Source organism: Streptomyces sp. NPDC030021 (assembly GCF_055574035.1).
This window is the reverse complement of the sequence record NZ_JBVIAH010000009.1, coordinates 275,447-290,813: the sequence shown is the minus strand read 5'-3', so window position 1 is coordinate 290,813 and position 15,367 is coordinate 275,447. Positions and strand designations below refer to the sequence as shown.

The window sequence follows — 15,367 nt, the reverse complement described above, 5'->3', positions numbered from 1 at the left end:
CCCCGATGCGTCCGTGCCGGTCGAAGCCTACGCCCGAGCGGCCCGCGCGTCCGTGCCGAGACCCGATGTCAGTGGCCTGTCGTACGGTCAGGGTGTGTGCACGTCCGACGAAGTCCGTGAAATCGCCCTCGCCCTCCCGGAGACGACCGAGAAGGAGGCCTGGGCCATGCCCACCTTCCGGGTCGCCGGGAAGATGTTCCTGACCCTGCCCGACGACGAGACGTCACTGGCCGTCCGCTGCCCCAAGGAGGAACGCGACGAGCTGGTCCGCGCCGAGCCCGAGAAGTTCTGGGTCGCGGACCACGAGGCGTCCTTCGCTTGGGTACGGGCCCGCCTGGCGGCCCTCGACGACCCCGGCGAGCTGCGTGCCATCGTCGTCGACTCCTGGCGCCAGGCCGCTCCGCCCGGCCTGCTCAGGGACCACCCCGACCTCGGGCCCCCGGGACCGTCCTGAGGCCGCCGTCGGCCCGTACGGGCTCGCCGGGACGGGCGGGTACCGACGGGAGGGGGGATATGGAGAGACCATGGTCAGGTGCGAAAGGTTCCGGGGCGTGACCAGCAGGCCAAGGCCGACCGGCGTGCGCTGAGAGAGGCACTGGTCGGGGCCTGTGCCGACGCGGGGGCGTCGATCGGCATGCTCTACCTGCCCGACCCCGACCCCGCCCGGCGCGTACTGCACCTGACGCTGGCCTCCGGGCTCTCCCGCGAGTTCGCGGCACCCTGGTCGCGCGTCGCCCTGGACGACCCCATTCCGGTGGCCGACGCGGTCCGTGAGGACCGGCTCGTCTGGCTCGGCGGCCAGGAGGACACCGCCCGCCGCTATCCGCGCCTCGGCCTCGTCCTCCCGTACGACTTCGCCCTCGCCGCCGCCCCCCTGACCTGGGAAGCCGCCGACCGGGCCCCCGAGCCCACCGGGGCCGGCCTGCTGCTCCTGTGGCCCGGCTCGCACGGGCCCGACCTCGACGAGCGGGAACGCAAGGCCCTGGAATCGGCCCGCAGCCTCCTGACGCGCATCCTGCTGCGAGCCGCCCGCGACGGCCTGCCGCTGCGGCCGACACCGCATCCGACCATCCTGCGACCGCTCCCCTCACCCACACCGGGCCCGGCCGAGGCGGCGGCCACCATGGCCTTCGTCCGGCGCCTCCCCGGAGGCAACTGCGCACTCGACCTGAACGGCACCATCACCTTCATCACCCAGGAGGCGGCCGACCTGCTCGGTGCGCCCGTCTCCGGCCTGCTCGGAGCCCTGCCCTGGGAGGCCCTTCCCTGGATGGACACCCCCGCCATCGAGAACCACTACCGGGCCACCGCCATGAGCCGGCTGCCCCGGAGCTTCACCGCCGAACGCCCCACCGGACAGCAGCTGTGCTTCGAGCTCTACCCGGACAACACCGGCATCAGCGTCCGCATCACCGCGGTCGGCGACCGGGCCGGCTCCCCGGCCCCCCTCTCGCCGACGGACCCCGAGCAGTCCGCACCCAGCCGGGCCACCGCGCTCTACCCGCTCATGCTGCTGGCCGTCACCCTCACCGAGGCCGCCCACGCGCAGGACGTCGTGGAGAAGGCCGCGGACCAGATCGTTCCCTCGCTGGGAGCCCACGCCCTGGCCCTGCTGGCCGAGCAGGACGGGCGGGTGCGGATCGTCGGCCACCGGGGATACTCCGCCGAACACGTGGCGGAGCTCGACGGCACCCCCGTCTCGGCCGACACCGCCATCACCCACATCCTGCACACCTCCACCCCCCTGTTCTTCGGCGACGTGAGCGAGCTCCTGGCCGCCCACCCCGACGCGGTGGTCGAGGACGGCATGGCCGCCTGGGCGTTCCTGCCCCTGATCGCCTCCAACCGCCCCATCGGCTCCCTCGTCCTCGCGTACACACACCCGCGGATCTTCGCCCCCGGCGAGCGCGCCGTCCTGACCTCGATCGCCGGGCTCATCGCGCAGGCCCTGGACCGCGCCCGCCTCTACGACGCCACCTACCAGCTCGCCCGCAGCCTGCAGACCGGCCTCCTGCCCCACACCTTGCCCCGCGTCCCCCGCCTCGACGTGGCCGCCCGCTACCTCCCGGCCGCTCACGGCCTCGAGATCGGCGGCGACTTCTACGACCTCATCCGCATCGACGACACCACCGTCGCGGCCGCCATCGGCGACGTCCAGGGCCACAACGTGAATGCCGCCGCCCTCATGGGCCAGGTCCGCACCGCCGTCCACGCGGGCGCCGGCGCACCCCCGGAAGAGGTCCTCGCCCGCACCAACCGGCTCCTGACCGACCTCGAACCGGGGCTGTTCACCAGCTGCCTGTACGCCCATATCGACCTCGCCGCCCACACCGTCCGCCTGGCCTCCGCCGGCCACCCGCCGCCCCTGCTGCGCCACCCCGGCGGGAGGACCGAGATGCTGGACCTGCCGGCCGGACTCCTCCTGGGCATCGAGCCCGGGGCCTCGTACACCGCCGTCGAGGTGCCCTTCAGCCCCGGCACCCTCCTCGCCCTCTACACCGACGGGCTCGTCGAAGCCCCCGGCCGGGACATCGAGGACGCCATCGGCGCGGTCGCGGCCCTGATCGGCGACGCCCCCGAGCACCACCCGCTCGGTGACCTGGCGGACGAACTCATCGAGCACGCCCACCGCGAGGGCCCCCGCCCCGACGACATCGCCCTCCTGCTGCTGCGCACCGAGGGCCCGGTCCCCTCCACGGCTCCGCACCGCCCCTGAACCGCCTGCGTCCGGCCTCCGAACCGCCTCCGGGGGCGGAGGGGGGGGCGGAGGGGCGGAGGCGCGGAGGCGCTCATCGGTCCGCACCCAGACGGACCAGCATCTTGCCCGTGTTGGCACCGCTCAGCACGCCGAGGAAGGCGTCGGCCGCCCGCTCGATCCCGTCGGCGACGGTCTCCTCCGTACGCAGGGTCCCGTCGGCCAGCCAGCCGGCCGCCTTGCCGGTCCACTCGGGGAACAGGTCGAAGTGGCTGGAGACCAGCATCCCCCGCAGGGTCACCTCGTGGGCCGCGGCCCGGAAGAGGTTGTCCGGACCCGGCGCCGGCCGCGTGGCGTTGTAGCCGCTGATCGCACCGACCATGGCGATCCGCCCACCGGGACGGATCGCGCCGATGGCCGCTCGGAGGTGGTCGCCGCCGACGGCGTCCAGATAGACGTCGATGCCCTCGGGGGCGGCCTCGGCGAGCTGGCCGGGGAGATCGCCCTGGCGGTGGTCCACGGCAGCGTCGTAGCCGAACACGTCCAGCAGCTTCCTGGTCTTGTGGGGTCCGCCGGCCGAGCCGATGACCCGGGACGCGCCCAACTGCCGTGCCAGCTGACCGGCGATGCTGCCCACCGCCCCGGCCGCTGCGGAGACGAGGACGACATCGCCCTCCTTGACCGGCGCGGTCCGGGTCAGCGCGGCGTACGCGGTCAGGCCCGTGGTGCCGAGCGCGCCGAGGTAGGCGGTCGGCGAGGCGATCGAGGTGTCGACGACGGTGGCGGCGCCGGCGTCCAGGACCGCGTACTCCCGCCAGCCGAGGAAGTGCGAGACGGTCGCCCCGACCGGGACGGAGGCGGAGCGGGAGGCGACCACCTCGCCGACCGCGCTGCCTTCGAGGGCGGCGCCGAGGGCGAACGGCGGGATGTAGGAGGGGGCGTCGTCCATCCGGCCCCGCATGTACGGGTCCACCGACATCCAGGTGTTGCGCACCAGGATCTGGCCCTCGCCGGGCTCCGGGAGCCGGGCGGCGACGAGCTGGAAGTTCTCGGGCTTCGGGGTACCGGTGGGGCGGGAGGCGAGGCGGATCTCACGGGAGACGGTCATGACGTGTTCCTTCCGGTGCGGATGAGGACCGCTCGGTCGCGGTCACAGGAACACCTTGCAAGGGGCCGCGCACGGGCCGCGCACGGATGACGCACGGGCCGCGCACGAGGCCGCGCCCGCGCTGTGTGCTGAGCCACCGGCGCTCTGCCCACGGCCTGTTGACGAGGAAGAAGTAACGTTGCGGCATGCGTTTCGAGGTGCTGGGACCACTGACCGTGCGAACCGACGAGGGGACCCCCGTCCCCGTGCCCGAGGCGAAGGTCCGGGCGCTGCTGGGCGCGCTGCTCGTGCGGTACGGGCGGCCCGTGCCCGTGGACCGGCTGGTCGACGAGCTGTGGGGTGAGGACCTGCCGGGCAACCCCGGGAACACCCTGCAGACCAAGGTCTCCCAGCTGCGGCGCATCCTGGCGCAGGCCGAGGAGGGCGGCCGGGCCCTGGTCGGGTTCGGTCCGGCGGGCTACGCGCTGCGGGTGGCCGGTGAAGCGGTGGACGCGGGCCGGTTCGCCGAGCTGACCGCGCTCGCCCGCAAGGAGGCCGGGGCGCGGGCGCGGGCCGCGCTGCTGTCGGAGGCACTCGGGCTGTGGCGGGGGCCCGCCTACGCCGACTTCCCGGACGCCGCCTTCGTACGGACCGAGGCCGTCCGGCTGGAGGAGCTGCGGATCACCGCGCAGGAGGATCTCGCCGAGGCACGGCTGGAGCTGGGTGAACACGTCCTGCTGGCCGATGAATTGGGCACTCCGATCGCGGAGCATCCGCTGCGGCAGCGGCTGCGCGCGGCTCAGATGCGGGCGCTCTACGGGGCGGGGCGGCAGAACGAGGCGCTCGCTGCCTACCGGGAGCTGACAGCACGGTTCGCGGAGGAGCTGGGCATCGACCCGGGACCCGAACTCGGCGCGCTGTACGAGGCGATCCTGCGGCAGGATCCGGAGCTGACGGCCGGGCGGGAGCCGGCGCGGGAACCGGAGCCGACGCGGGAGCCGAAGCCGAAGCCGGAACCGAGACCGGAACCGGAACCGGAACCGGAACCGGAACCGGGACCGGGACCGGAGCCGGCGTCGGTGCCCGTGGTCGTGGAGGCGCGGCCGTTCCGGCCCGGGACGAACCTCCCCACCCCGGTCAGTTCGCTCGTCGGGCGAGAGGAAGCCGTCGCCCGGGTGTGCGCGGCGGTCGAGGCCGGCCGCCTGGTGACGCTCACCGGGCCCGGCGGCGTCGGCAAGACCCGCCTCGCGCTCGCCGCCGCGGCCCGCCTCGCCGACGCCGGGCCGGGCCCGTGCCCCGACGGCGTCCGCTTCGTCGAACTCGCGGGCGCGCGGGGCGGCGTGGCCGCGGTGATCGCGGCCGCCCTCGGGGTGCGGGAGGACGCCGACGGCGGCGCGGGCGCCGGCTCGGGAGGCGAGGCCGCCGCCCGGGACCGGCTGGCCGCGGCGCTCGGAACGCGCCGGCTCCTCCTCGTACTCGACAACTGCGAGCACGTCGTCGAATCCGTGGCCGCTCTGACCGAGCAGCTCCTGCGGCAGGCCCCGGGGCTGCGTGTCCTCGCCACCAGCCAGGAGCCGCTCGCCCTCTCCGGCGAGGTACTGGAAGCCGTCGCCCCGCTCGACGGGGCCGAGGCGATGGAGCTCTTCGCCGCCCGCGCCGCCGCCGGCACACCGGGGTTCACCCTGGGCCCGCACAACGCCGAGGCCGTGGCCCTGGTGTGCCGCCGCCTCGACGGACTCCCGCTCGCCCTGGAACTTGCCGCCACCCGGGTCCGGGCGCTCGGTGTGCACGCGCTCGCCGAGCGGCTGCACGACCGGTTCCGGCTGCTCAACCAGGTACGACGGGACGCGCCCGCGCGGCAGCGGACCCTGCGGGCGATGATCGACTGGAGCTGGGAGCTGCTGGCCCCGGCCGAGCAGGCGGCGCTGCGCCGGCTGGCCGTGTGCTCGGGCGGGTTCACCCTGGAGTCGGCGGAGGCCGTGTGCGCGACGGGGGACACGGCCGCCGAGGACGTCCTGGACCTGGTCACGCGACTGGTGGACTGCTCGCTGGTCGTCGCACCCTACGGTGACGGCGGCGAGGCGGGGGCGCCGCGCTACCGGATGCTGGAATCGGTGACCGCGTACGGCCTGGAACGGCTCGACGAGGCGGGCGAGGCCGCGGCCGCACGGCTGCGGCACGCCGAGTACTTCGCCGACCTCGCCGAGCGGGCCGCGGCCCGCCTGCACGGCCCCGAACAGCGCGTATGGCTGCGCCGTCTCGACTCCGAAGGACTCAACCTGCGTGCCGCGCTGGACCGGGCGGTCGCGGCGGGAGCGGCCGGTGCCGCACTGCGGCTGGTCAACGCGTCGGCCTGGTACTGGTGCCTGCGGGGCCGGATCGGCGAGGCGCGTACGGCGTTGGAGTCCGCGCTGGCGTGCGCCTCCACCGCGGGCGGGCAGGCCGGGCAGGACGTTGCCGGTGCGCGGATCCGGCTGGCCGCCTTCGCCGTGTTCGCCGGGGACGACAGCCTCCTCGGCGGCGACTTCGACGGTGCCGATCCGCGGGGGAGGTGGCTGCTGGAGTTCGCCCGCCTCGGCTTCGCCAGCGGGCCCGATGCCGATGCCGATGACGGCGTCGCCGCCGCCGGAGCCGCGCACGACGATGTCCTCGAAGGGCTGCCTGCGGTGTTCCGGGGCCTCGGCGACCGCTGGGGCGAGGCGGCCGCGCTCAGCGGCCTCGCCACCCGGGCCCTGTACCGTGGCGATCTCGCGGAGCTGCGCCGCAACGCCGAGGCCGGGGCGCGGCTGTTCACGGAACTCGGCGACCAGTGGGGCCGGCTGCAGGCCTCTGAACAGCTGGGCATCCTCGCCGAGATCGGCGGCGACTACGCGCAGGCCGCCCGGCTGCACGAGGACGGCGTACGGAGCGCGCGGGAACTGGAGCTCTTCACCCAGGTCTCCTTCCGGCTGGCACGGCAGGGCCGCATCGCCCTGCTGACGGGAGACACCGCACGGGCCGCGGACCTCCACGAGCAGGCCCGGCGGCTGGCCGACGAGCAGTCGCACCGGCCGGCCCAGCAGTTCGCGGAGATCGGCCTGGCTCTGGGGGCCCGCCGGGACGGCGACCTGGACGCCGCCGAGGCCCGGCTACGGCCGTGGCTCGACTGGAACCGCAGGCTCGGGGTGGACATCGGCGTCGCGCTGATCCTGGCGCAGCTGGGGTACGTGGCCGAATTGCGCGGGTACGCCGCGCTCGCGGAGACCCTGCACCGGGACGGCCTCGCGGCGGCCCGCCGGTCGGGTGACCCGCGCGCCCTGGCCCTGGCCTTCGAGGGGCTGGCGGGCGCCGGGTCCGTGGCCCCCGGCTCGGGGGAGCGGGCCGCCGCGGCGGCGGCGCTCCTCGGAACGGCCGCCGCACTGCGGGAGTCCCTCGGCACCCCGCTGCCGCCGGCGGAACGGCACGACGTGGACCGGGCGACGTCCCGCCTCCGGGCGCGACTGGGCGAAGACGCCTTCGCCACCGCGTTCGCACACGGCCGCACCCTGTCGCCGCAAGCGCAGGCCGCCGCCCTGATCGAGCGCACCGGGCCGTGAGCGCGTCGACGCCCTCGTCCGGTGTGCGCAGGCGATCAGAGTGCAGAGTTCAGACTTCATAGTTCGACGGTCCAGACCCCCACGGGGTGGTCGTCGGGCGGCAGCCACAGGCGGGGCTGTGACTCCTGGTGGTCCCCGTCGGCCTGCTCCTCCCAGTGGAAGCGCCCACCCGCGTCGGGCCAGGCGACCTGCAGGAAGGGGAGCGGGGGCCGCCGGTAGATCCCGATGGCCCGGCCGAAGAAGGTCCGGCACCAGCTCATGTCGACGCTCCTGAGCCGCACCGGCCCGCCGTCCAGCACGCCCCTGTGCTCCTGACCGTCCTCCAACGCGGCGCCGGCGGCGGCCAGGTCGCCGAGCACGTTGAGCATGCGGTGCATCTCGTGGACATCACGTCCGAACATGCACAGTTCAGGGGCGCCGTGCGTGTGGGCGAGACCGATCGTGTAGGCGAACCCGGGGCCGATCTCGTCCTCGGGGACCATGGCCACGTGCCACCCGTGCCGTTGCACGTTGCCGATGATGCTCTCCTCCAGCTGGTCCGCCTCGGCGCGGTCGCCGTAGTCGTGGCAGAGGACGCAGCGGCAGGAAAAACGATCACGGAGCATGCGGTGAGGCTACGGGGGCCGCGAGGCGTTCGGCTCGGCGGGGTGGCCGGGTCCCCGGGCGGCATTTTCGGCCATTTCCCGGCATGACGCTGACATGCTCCTGACAGTTCAGGGCGGCTGTGGGACTCTCCCGGCACGCACTCCGCACACTCTGTGAGGCCCCACGCCTCGCCCACCCCCACCAGTACGTGGCATGGAGGAGCGAACCATGAGGCACATCCCGCACGGCACCCGTATCTCACGCCTCGCCGGTATAGCGACGCTGGTCGTCGCGGCGGCATTCACCGGCACCGGCACCGCCCTCGCGCAGAGCACCGGCGCCTCGGCCGTCGACCAGAAGGTCGACGGCGTGATGGTGGTCGCCGGCAACAGCTGTAGCTGGACCAACGCGAGCACCAGCGCAGTTCCCCCGAACGCCCTCACCGTCGACCGCACGACGATCAACACGCCCGGCGGCAATCTGGCCTGCGGCGGCGGCATCGCCGCCACGCTCAACAACAACCCCGCCTTCACCTTCGACGACGCCGCCGGCACGGCGCGGACCGATCTGATCGACATCACCGGCAGGCAGAGCTTCATCTCCTGCCGCTACAAGGCGACGGGCATCGTGTGGGACCGCGACGCGACGAGCCGGAAGTACATCAACCGGGCCTTCACCGCCGCCAAGACCTCGGGCAGCTTCCTGTGCCCGGGATCGGTCACCACCCCGGCCGGGGACGCGTCCATGCTGTTCCACTGAACCGGAGACCGGCTCCGGACCGGACCGGGCCCGCATCCGTCCGGTCCGGTCCGGGCCGGGCCCCGGAGCCGGCCGCCGCGGCCGGGCGGCCGGGGACGGTCCACCCGGCACCGCGCACCGTCCGCCCGACCCGCGAGGATGGGCGCATGACCCGTCTTCTCCACCTGGACCGCACCCTCGACGAGCTCGACGGACCGGCGTGGCCTCCGCCGCCCTCGCCCACCACCGCCCTGGTCACGAAGGTCCACACCCTGCGCCGCAAGCGCCTCGGCGCCCTGACCCCGGCCGACTTGCGCACACTGATCGACCAAGCCGTAGGCCTTCCTTATCTGTTGCCCCTCGCGGTGCGTCTGCTCCTCGAAGACCCCATGCTGGACGCGTACTTCTACCCGGGGGACCTGTTGCTCGCCGTCCTGGGCCGGCCCGAATCGGCCTGGGCGCTCCTCCCGGACCTGCGGGAGGAGCTGGCGGCCGTCGTCGCGGGTCTGTCCGAAGCGGAGCTGGCCGAGCTCAGGGCCTACGGGCCGAAGGGGCGGTGGGGGTGAGGGGCCGGGTTCAGGGCTGCTCGGCGCGCGCCCCGGCCAGGGAGTTCAGCAGGGCCGCGCCCCGCTCGGCGTCGTCCACGCTGACCGCGAAGTCCTTGCCCTTGGCCCGGATCACCAGGCATGCGCCGCTCCGCAGCATCACCGTCGTACCCAGCCCGCTGAGCCGGTAGCCCCAGCCCCCGACCTGCGCCGGTGTCCGGTTCTCGGCACGTGCCCACTCGATGTCCGCCGCGTCCCAGCGCCGCACCGGCCACCCGAGGGGCCCGAACGCCACGTCCATACCGCGCTCCGTGACCCGGACCCGTACCGAGGAGCAGGCCAGCACCGACACCGAGGCGAACAGGAACGGCACCGTCACCAGCCACATCGGCTCCGCCAGGTCGCCGAGCCCGATGAGCAGTGTGGCCAGCGCGCCCACCCCGGTGACGGCCGAGAGCAGGTACAGCCACGGGTTCTCCGTGGACGCGAGCCAGACGCGGCGTTCACCTGCGGGAATGTCCATCCGGGAGCCCTGCCCCCGCGAGAGGGGGGACGCGGGCCGACGGCTCACCAGCACCCCCACCAGCCCGGCCGCGCCCGCCGCCACGACCGTGACCACGGCCCCGACGGTGACCGAGTCCGCGTCGCGCCAGTCCGCGTGGTAAAGGTTCGCCCGCACGATCGAGACCTGCTCCCCGGCCAGCAGCACCCCGCACGACACCAGCACCGCCCCGCGCCATCGGCGCGCCGCCCGCCAGAACACCGCACTCGTGACGAGCACGACCCAGATCACGACCGGTACCAACACGACCGCCCAGAGCGGATGCGAACCGTCCGGCTCTCCGAGAGCGTTCCAGTGCGTCGCCAGCAGGTCGTCGAACCCCCTGCGCGCCGTCAGCGGCAGCACCACCAGCAGTGCGAGGATCCCGGCCGCCCAGGCAGCCATCCCCCACACGGGCCCGCTCCTCGACCCCGTTAAGCCACTGGGCCCACGGTCTCCACGGCCCTTACGTTCACTCACTGCGCCTCCTTGATCATCTCTATGAGATCGGCCCTGCCGTATCCCAGGCGCGCCCCGTCGGCCACGAGTTCCCGCACCCGCTCCAGCAACGCCGACCGCCCGTCCGCCCCACCGGACACGGTCACCCCGCGGCCGCGCCGGAACTCCAGCAACCCCTCGTCACGCAGAGCGCGCAGTCCCCGTAGGACGGTGTTGGCGTTGACGCTCAGTGCCTGCGACAACTCCCGTGCCGACGGCAACCGGTCACCCGGCCCGCATTCCCCCTCGGCGATCGCACGCCTGATGGCCCCGGCCACCTGCTCGTGCAGGGGGCGGTTGTCCGCGATGTTCAGCCTCAGCAACATGGTGCCAATGACGCTAGCACCATCCGCTTCATTCGGCACCCGTCGTGATCCGGACGCGCCCGGTCGTGTGCGGCGGCCGTGAAGAGCGGGCCCGACGGTCGAACCGGATGGCGGGGGCCCTCGTGTGAGGGGCATGAACACGCCTTCCGCCGGCCTCCGTGCGAGAGCCTCCGAGTACGCACTCCTGCCGCTGCGCCTCTTCCTCGGCGTCACCTTCGTCTACGCCGGTCTGGACAAACTGACCGATCCGGCGTTCCTGTCCGCCACCGGCGACGGCTCGATCGGCCAGCAGATGGAAGCGGTGCGGGACGCCGCGGGCATTCCCGCGCTGATCGACCTCTCCCTGGCCGACCCGGTCGGCTTCGGTGTCGCGATCGCCCTGGGCGAGCTGGCCGTCGGGCTGGGCGCCCTGGCCGGCCTGCTGACCCGGATCGCGGCTCTCGGCGGTGCGCTGATCTCACTCAGCCTGTGGCTGACGATGAGCTGGTCGACCACCCCGTACTACTTCGGCGCCGACCTGATCTACCTGCTGGCCTGGACCCCCCTGATCCTCGCCGGCGCACCGGTCCTGTCCCTCGACGCGCTGCTCCACCGGCGGCGCGGTGCCACAGCCCCGGTACGCACCGACTCCGGGCCGACCCTGACGGCCGTCGGATCCCGCGCGGGTGCCCGGCGGGCCCGGGGCCGGGCCCGGGTCAGCCCGTGATCCGCTCCAGCAGCCGGACCGTGACGGCGTCGCCCTCCTCCTTACCGATGGCCTTGCGGATCTCCGCTGCCACCGGGAGCTTGTGGCGACCGTCGCCCGGGTCCATGGAGGAGCTCCGGAACGCGTGGCCGTCCTCCGGTCGGGGGGATTCCACCAGGATCGGGCGGTGACGGTCCGGGCCGCAAGCGACGGCGCCGGACCGCCTCCGTCCGAAAACGCCGGAGCCCCCGCTCCGCTGGGCCGGGAGAGGGGGCTCCGCTCGATCAGGAACGGCTCAGAGGGCGCTCTTCGAGGCGCTGTCGACGGTGCACTTCTTGTACTCGCTGCCGTCGCCCTTGCCGGTGTACGCCGTGGTGGCCTCGGCCTGCTTCGACGCACCCGCCTTGACGGTGAGGGCGGCGACCTTGGCTTGGGCGGGGGTCGCTGCCGAGGTGGCGTCCCCGCGGAACTGCATCGTGATGTTGTACGTGTAGTCGATCGAGCCGCTGTTGGTGACGGTGATCTTGGCGACGAGGTTCTTCCCCGACGCGTCCAGCTTGCACTCGTCGATCTTGATGTCGCGCTCGGCCTTGTTGTTGCCGGATCCGCCGGTGACCGAGGAACCAGTGCTGCTGCCGGTGCTGCCGCTCGTGCTGTCGCTGCCACCGGTGGTGCCACCGCTGGAGCTGCTGGAACCACTGGAGCCCGAGCCGGAACTGTGGCTGCTCCCACCGCAGCTGGCGCCGTGGGAGCCACGGGCTCCGGTGAGTGCGAAGATTGCGATACCGAAGACGGCTACCGCGCGGACATGGCGAAGCTTCACGTCAACCCCGTTGAAATGTCAGTATGTGAGAGGCCCGACTTGATGGGCGCATGACACCCTAACAGCGGATGGGCGACCCTCGTGCCGCCGACTCGGCCGGGTCCCGACATGCAGGCGCGGGCTGCGCCTACTTGGGTACGATGCTTGCGCGCGCTCGCCCTACAGGACTGAACGGCCGCGCTGTGGGCGCAGGCGCCACCGGTGACGGCGAGCCTTCCGCCCGAACTCGCGCGTAGGTTGGGCCTCTTGGCGCCCACCGGTCGACGCAGCGCCGCAGACCCGTTGCAGTCGTACAGGCGAACCCTGGCGTCTTGCCGTCGAAGCGCCCCGGCGACTGCCGCGCGGGCACTGACTCAGGGACGGCGGATCGGGCCGCCGTTCCCGGAATCCCGTCGGACTGATGGGTCGCCACGCGGGTGTGGGGCGGGTCAGCCGCCGGCGGCGTCCTCGGCCTCCCAGCGCAGCAGGTCGCCCGGCTGGCACTCAAGCACCTCGCAGAGTGCGGCGAGCGTGGCGAAGCGCACCGCCTTGGCCCGGCCGTTCTTGAGTACCGCCAGGTTGGCGGGCGTGATCCCCACGCGGTCCGCGAGCTCGCCCACGGACATCTTCCGCCTGGCCAGCATGATGTCGATGTCGACGGTGATCGGCATCAGATGACCTCGTCCAACTCGGCCTGCATCTGCGCCGCTTCGATGTCGCGCGCGACGGCCTGGGCGAGCAGCATCCGCATGACGAGCACGATGAGCGCGACCCCCAGGATGGCCACGCCGACCCCGCCCATGATGACGGTGACGCCCGGATCCTCCCGCTGGCCCGGCGCATTGAGGGCCGTGACCCCGAACCACATGAGGGCAGCCGCCACGATCGCGCCGATCACGCCGTCCACGTAGCGGAAGGCGGCGTGGGAGAAGACGGTTCCGCGTCGCACCATCGTCACCAGCCGCCAGACGCAGACCAGGGCGACCTGGGCCGACACCATGCCCAGGATCGTGATCACGCGCAGCGGCGTCAGCGGGAGCGACCCGTCCTCCGGGTCGGTGGCCAACGCCCACACCATCAATACCTGCACGAACACGGTGCCTGTGAGCACCACCGCGAGCACGGCGCGCAACGCATGCACGGCCAGCTTCCCCATGACACATCCTCCCATCGATTTACGATGGGAATCTATCGAATCTCGATAAGTGGAGCAAGGGCTGGAGCGGCCCAATGGGATTCCCGGCGCCGGCCGGCCGCCGAGGCCGGGGCCTTCGTCGAACGCCCCGGCGGGAGCACCGCGCTCATCCCCCCTGCCCGCCGCCGGGCCCGATCGGCTGCCCGGGCCGAGGAGGGCCGGACCGGCGCGGCAGTTCGTCGTGGAGCAGGCGACCGGTGAGTGCGCCGCCGAAGATGACGACGCCGATGCCGACGAGCCAGGTCTGGATGACGAGGACGGTTCCGAAGGGGCCGTACGTGATGGCGCTGGAGGCGATCAGCGGTGAGAAGACGAGTCGGGAGAAGATCCGTAGCCCGAGCAGCGCGATCATGGTGGCGACCGCCCCGGGAAGCAGAGCGGTCCATGCCACCCGGCCGCCGAGCAGCAGCCGCTGGGACCACCAGAAGAACAGGATGCCGATCGCCACCGTGACGAACCCGCGGGCCGGCGACTCACGCCATGGCGGTGTGATGGCCGACAAGTACAGGACGCCGATCAGCACGCCGAGCCAGACCACATGCCGCCACCTGGCCCACCAGCGGGCCGGGGGCAGGTCCCAGATCCTTTCGTAGCCGCTCTGCAGCATGGTTCCGAAGGACAGGCCGAACACGGTGAGCACCGCGAGGCCGAATGCCGTCGTGGTCCGCCATGCCTGACCGGGCAGGGCGAAGAGACGGTCGATTTCCGCCCTGGCGGCCGGCGACACGCCGAGTCCGTCCCCCAGCCATTGCGCGAACCCCTGCCCGGTGGCGGTGTCCGCCGCGGACACGACGATCAGCAGCGGTACCAGCGTCAGGAACCCCAGCGCCGAGAACCCCAGGGAGCGCTGCCACAGGTCGACGTCCCGGACGCGCCCCCAGTGGCGTCCGGCCCGCGCACGGCGTATCGCGCTGCGTATCCGTCCGACGGGCGACAGCCGGCCAGATCCACCCGACCCGATCATCTCGCCGGGTCACGCTCCGACGAATCGTCGCGACCGATGTGCTGTGACCGGGAGCGATGGGCCGGGAGTGAGGTGACGAGCATGGCCGCTCCAGGTGTCGCTCCCACGATAGGACTCCCGAGCCGGGGAATCCATCCGTACGGCTTCCGCCTGGTCGGCCAGGTCAGGACAGCTTGTCCTGCGGGGTCACCACGGTGAAGAGCGCCCCCTCGGGATCGGCGAGGACGATCCACCGGCTCGCGCTGGACGTCTGTACGGGAGACGCGGTCCTGCCGCCCAGCCGGATCGCGGCCTCGACCACCGTCTCCAGATCGGGTACGCGGAAGTGGACGTGCCATCGGGGGCGGACCTCGGGGTCCGGTGCCGCTTCGAGCGCGCCGCCGCTGATGCGGGCCACCGTGTCGCGCCCGTGGCGCAGGACGACGTGGGCGTGCTCGTAGGAGACCGCGCAGCAGCCGGGACGCGAGCCGGCCCACTCGAGGACCTCCCCGTAGAAGATGGCGGCCGCGAACGCGTCCCGCGTCCGCAGTTCCAGCCAGGCGGGTGCACTTCCGCGGCCGACCGACCAGTCGGGGACGACCTCGCCCTGCCAGAAGCCGAAAACGGCCCCGGCGGGGTCCGCAGCCAGGGCGATGCGGCCGGTGCCGAAGGCCACCGGGCCGACCGCCATGGTGGCGCCGCGTTCGAGGATCCGTGCGGCGGTCACGTCGGCGTCCTCGACGGCGAAGTACGGCGTCCACAGCACCGGAGCGCCGGCACTCCCGGCCAGTACGCCGATACCCGCCACGGGGGCCCCGTCGCGGAAGGCGACCACGATGCCGCCGCCGAGGTGGGTGGAGCGGAAGTCCCAGCCGAGCACGCCGGCGTAGAACCGCTGTGTGGATTCGAGATCCCGGGCCAGCAGACTGACCCAGCACGGCGCACCGAAGATCTCGTGGCTCGAAGTCGACACAGCTGCCAGCCTCATCTGCCGTTGACGGGGGACGGAACGCTTCCACCGTAGACCGGGCGGCGGCGCTGGGCTGCGAGGCGCGGTTCGAACGGAGCCATGTCCCTCTTCGGCTCGCGGCGGGCCTCGCGCGGCCCGCTCCTGCGTTTGGCCGGCGACAGGGCGGGCAGCCGCGTCAACAC

At 73.2% G+C, this 15,367-nt stretch carries 15 protein-coding genes and 1 pseudogene; 6 read left to right on the top strand and 10 right to left on the bottom strand.

The window, feature by feature from the left end; genetic code table 11:
- Positions 1 to 94 precede the first annotated feature (94 nt).
- Together ACZ4YL_RS20520 and ACZ4YL_RS20515 are read left to right on the top strand one after the other, a co-directional pair.
- The gene (locus ACZ4YL_RS20520; RefSeq protein WP_468118146.1) at positions 95 to 454 is read left to right on the top strand and encodes an MmcQ/YjbR family DNA-binding protein; all 360 of its coding nucleotides are present in this window, start codon (positions 95 to 97) and stop codon (positions 452 to 454) included.
- 180 nt (positions 455 to 634) lie between these two features.
- Entirely contained in the window at positions 635 to 2,716 is a 2,082-nt protein-coding gene (locus ACZ4YL_RS20515) for a SpoIIE family protein phosphatase (protein ID WP_468118207.1), read from the top strand.
- 73 nt (positions 2,717 to 2,789) lie between these two features.
- Here the strand turns inward: ACZ4YL_RS20515 and ACZ4YL_RS20510 are convergent, their stop codons facing one another.
- The gene (locus tag ACZ4YL_RS20510) at positions 2,790 to 3,803 is read right to left on the bottom strand and encodes an NADP-dependent oxidoreductase (protein WP_468118144.1); all 1,014 of its coding nucleotides are present in this window, start codon (positions 3,801 to 3,803) and stop codon (positions 2,790 to 2,792) included.
- A 185-nt stretch (positions 3,804 to 3,988) separates the two neighbouring features.
- Between ACZ4YL_RS20510 and ACZ4YL_RS20505 the strand changes: the two genes are divergently transcribed.
- The gene (locus ACZ4YL_RS20505) at positions 3,989 to 7,357 is read left to right on the top strand and encodes an AfsR/SARP family transcriptional regulator (RefSeq protein WP_468118142.1); all 3,369 of its coding nucleotides are present in this window, start codon (positions 3,989 to 3,991) and stop codon (positions 7,355 to 7,357) included.
- Between the two features lie 56 nt (positions 7,358 to 7,413).
- On the opposite strand, the gene ACZ4YL_RS20500 is transcribed toward ACZ4YL_RS20505, so the two are convergent.
- Positions 7,414 to 7,962 (bottom strand): DUF4262 domain-containing protein, encoded by a 549-nt coding sequence (locus tag ACZ4YL_RS20500; RefSeq protein ID WP_468118140.1) that lies wholly within the window; start codon positions 7,960 to 7,962, stop codon positions 7,414 to 7,416.
- Between the two features lie 208 nt (positions 7,963 to 8,170).
- Here ACZ4YL_RS20500 and ACZ4YL_RS20495 point away from each other — a divergent pair, with 208 nt between their 5' ends.
- Together ACZ4YL_RS20495 and ACZ4YL_RS20490 are read left to right on the top strand one after the other, a co-directional pair.
- Entirely contained in the window at positions 8,171 to 8,701 is a 531-nt protein-coding gene (locus tag ACZ4YL_RS20495; RefSeq protein ID WP_468118138.1) for a hypothetical protein, read from the top strand.
- 146 nt (positions 8,702 to 8,847) lie between these two features.
- Complete coding sequence (locus tag ACZ4YL_RS20490) at positions 8,848 to 9,246, top strand: contact-dependent growth inhibition system immunity protein (RefSeq protein ID WP_468118136.1); 399 nt, start codon at positions 8,848 to 8,850, stop codon at positions 9,244 to 9,246.
- A gap of 10 nt (positions 9,247 to 9,256) precedes the next feature.
- On the opposite strand, the gene ACZ4YL_RS20485 is transcribed toward ACZ4YL_RS20490, so the two are convergent.
- Both ACZ4YL_RS20485 and ACZ4YL_RS20480 read right to left on the bottom strand, forming a co-directional pair.
- On the bottom strand, positions 9,257 to 10,171 hold the full coding sequence (locus ACZ4YL_RS20485) for a DUF1648 domain-containing protein (RefSeq protein WP_468118206.1): 915 nt from the start codon (positions 10,169 to 10,171) through the stop codon (positions 9,257 to 9,259).
- A gap of 71 nt (positions 10,172 to 10,242) precedes the next feature.
- On the bottom strand, positions 10,243 to 10,590 hold the full coding sequence (locus ACZ4YL_RS20480; protein ID WP_468118134.1) for a GntR family transcriptional regulator: 348 nt from the start codon (positions 10,588 to 10,590) through the stop codon (positions 10,243 to 10,245).
- 133 nt (positions 10,591 to 10,723) lie between these two features.
- On the opposite strand from ACZ4YL_RS20480, the gene ACZ4YL_RS20475 reads away from it, so the two are divergent.
- Complete coding sequence (locus ACZ4YL_RS20475) at positions 10,724 to 11,296, top strand: DoxX family protein (protein ID WP_468118132.1); 573 nt, start codon at positions 10,724 to 10,726, stop codon at positions 11,294 to 11,296.
- On the opposite strand, the pseudogene ACZ4YL_RS20470 reads toward ACZ4YL_RS20475, so the two are convergent.
- The 6 genes and pseudogenes from ACZ4YL_RS20470 to ACZ4YL_RS20445 form a co-directional block, all read right to left on the bottom strand.
- Positions 11,286 to 11,429, bottom strand: a pseudogene (locus ACZ4YL_RS20470) (DUF1905 domain-containing protein); the annotation flags it as partial. The gene ACZ4YL_RS20475 and the pseudogene ACZ4YL_RS20470 overlap by 11 nt on opposite strands.
- Positions 11,430 to 11,570: 141 nt before the next feature.
- Entirely contained in the window at positions 11,571 to 12,098 is a 528-nt protein-coding gene (locus tag ACZ4YL_RS20465) for a hypothetical protein (protein ID WP_468118130.1), read from the bottom strand.
- 428 nt (positions 12,099 to 12,526) lie between these two features.
- Positions 12,527 to 12,748 (bottom strand): helix-turn-helix domain-containing protein, encoded by a 222-nt coding sequence (locus tag ACZ4YL_RS20460; protein WP_468118129.1) that lies wholly within the window; start codon positions 12,746 to 12,748, stop codon positions 12,527 to 12,529.
- The gene (locus ACZ4YL_RS20455; protein ID WP_468118127.1) at positions 12,748 to 13,233 is read right to left on the bottom strand and encodes a DUF2975 domain-containing protein; all 486 of its coding nucleotides are present in this window, start codon (positions 13,231 to 13,233) and stop codon (positions 12,748 to 12,750) included. Before ACZ4YL_RS20455 ends, ACZ4YL_RS20460 begins: the two co-directional genes overlap by 1 nt.
- Positions 13,234 to 13,378: 145 nt before the next feature.
- A complete protein-coding gene (locus ACZ4YL_RS20450) occupies positions 13,379 to 14,236 on the bottom strand; it encodes a ribonuclease BN (protein WP_468118125.1) in 858 nt (285 codons plus the stop codon).
- Positions 14,237 to 14,399: 163 nt separating this feature from the next.
- Complete coding sequence (locus ACZ4YL_RS20445; protein ID WP_468118204.1) at positions 14,400 to 15,137, bottom strand: VOC family protein; 738 nt, start codon at positions 15,135 to 15,137, stop codon at positions 14,400 to 14,402.
- Between the last annotated feature and the right edge of the window lie 230 nt (positions 15,138 to 15,367).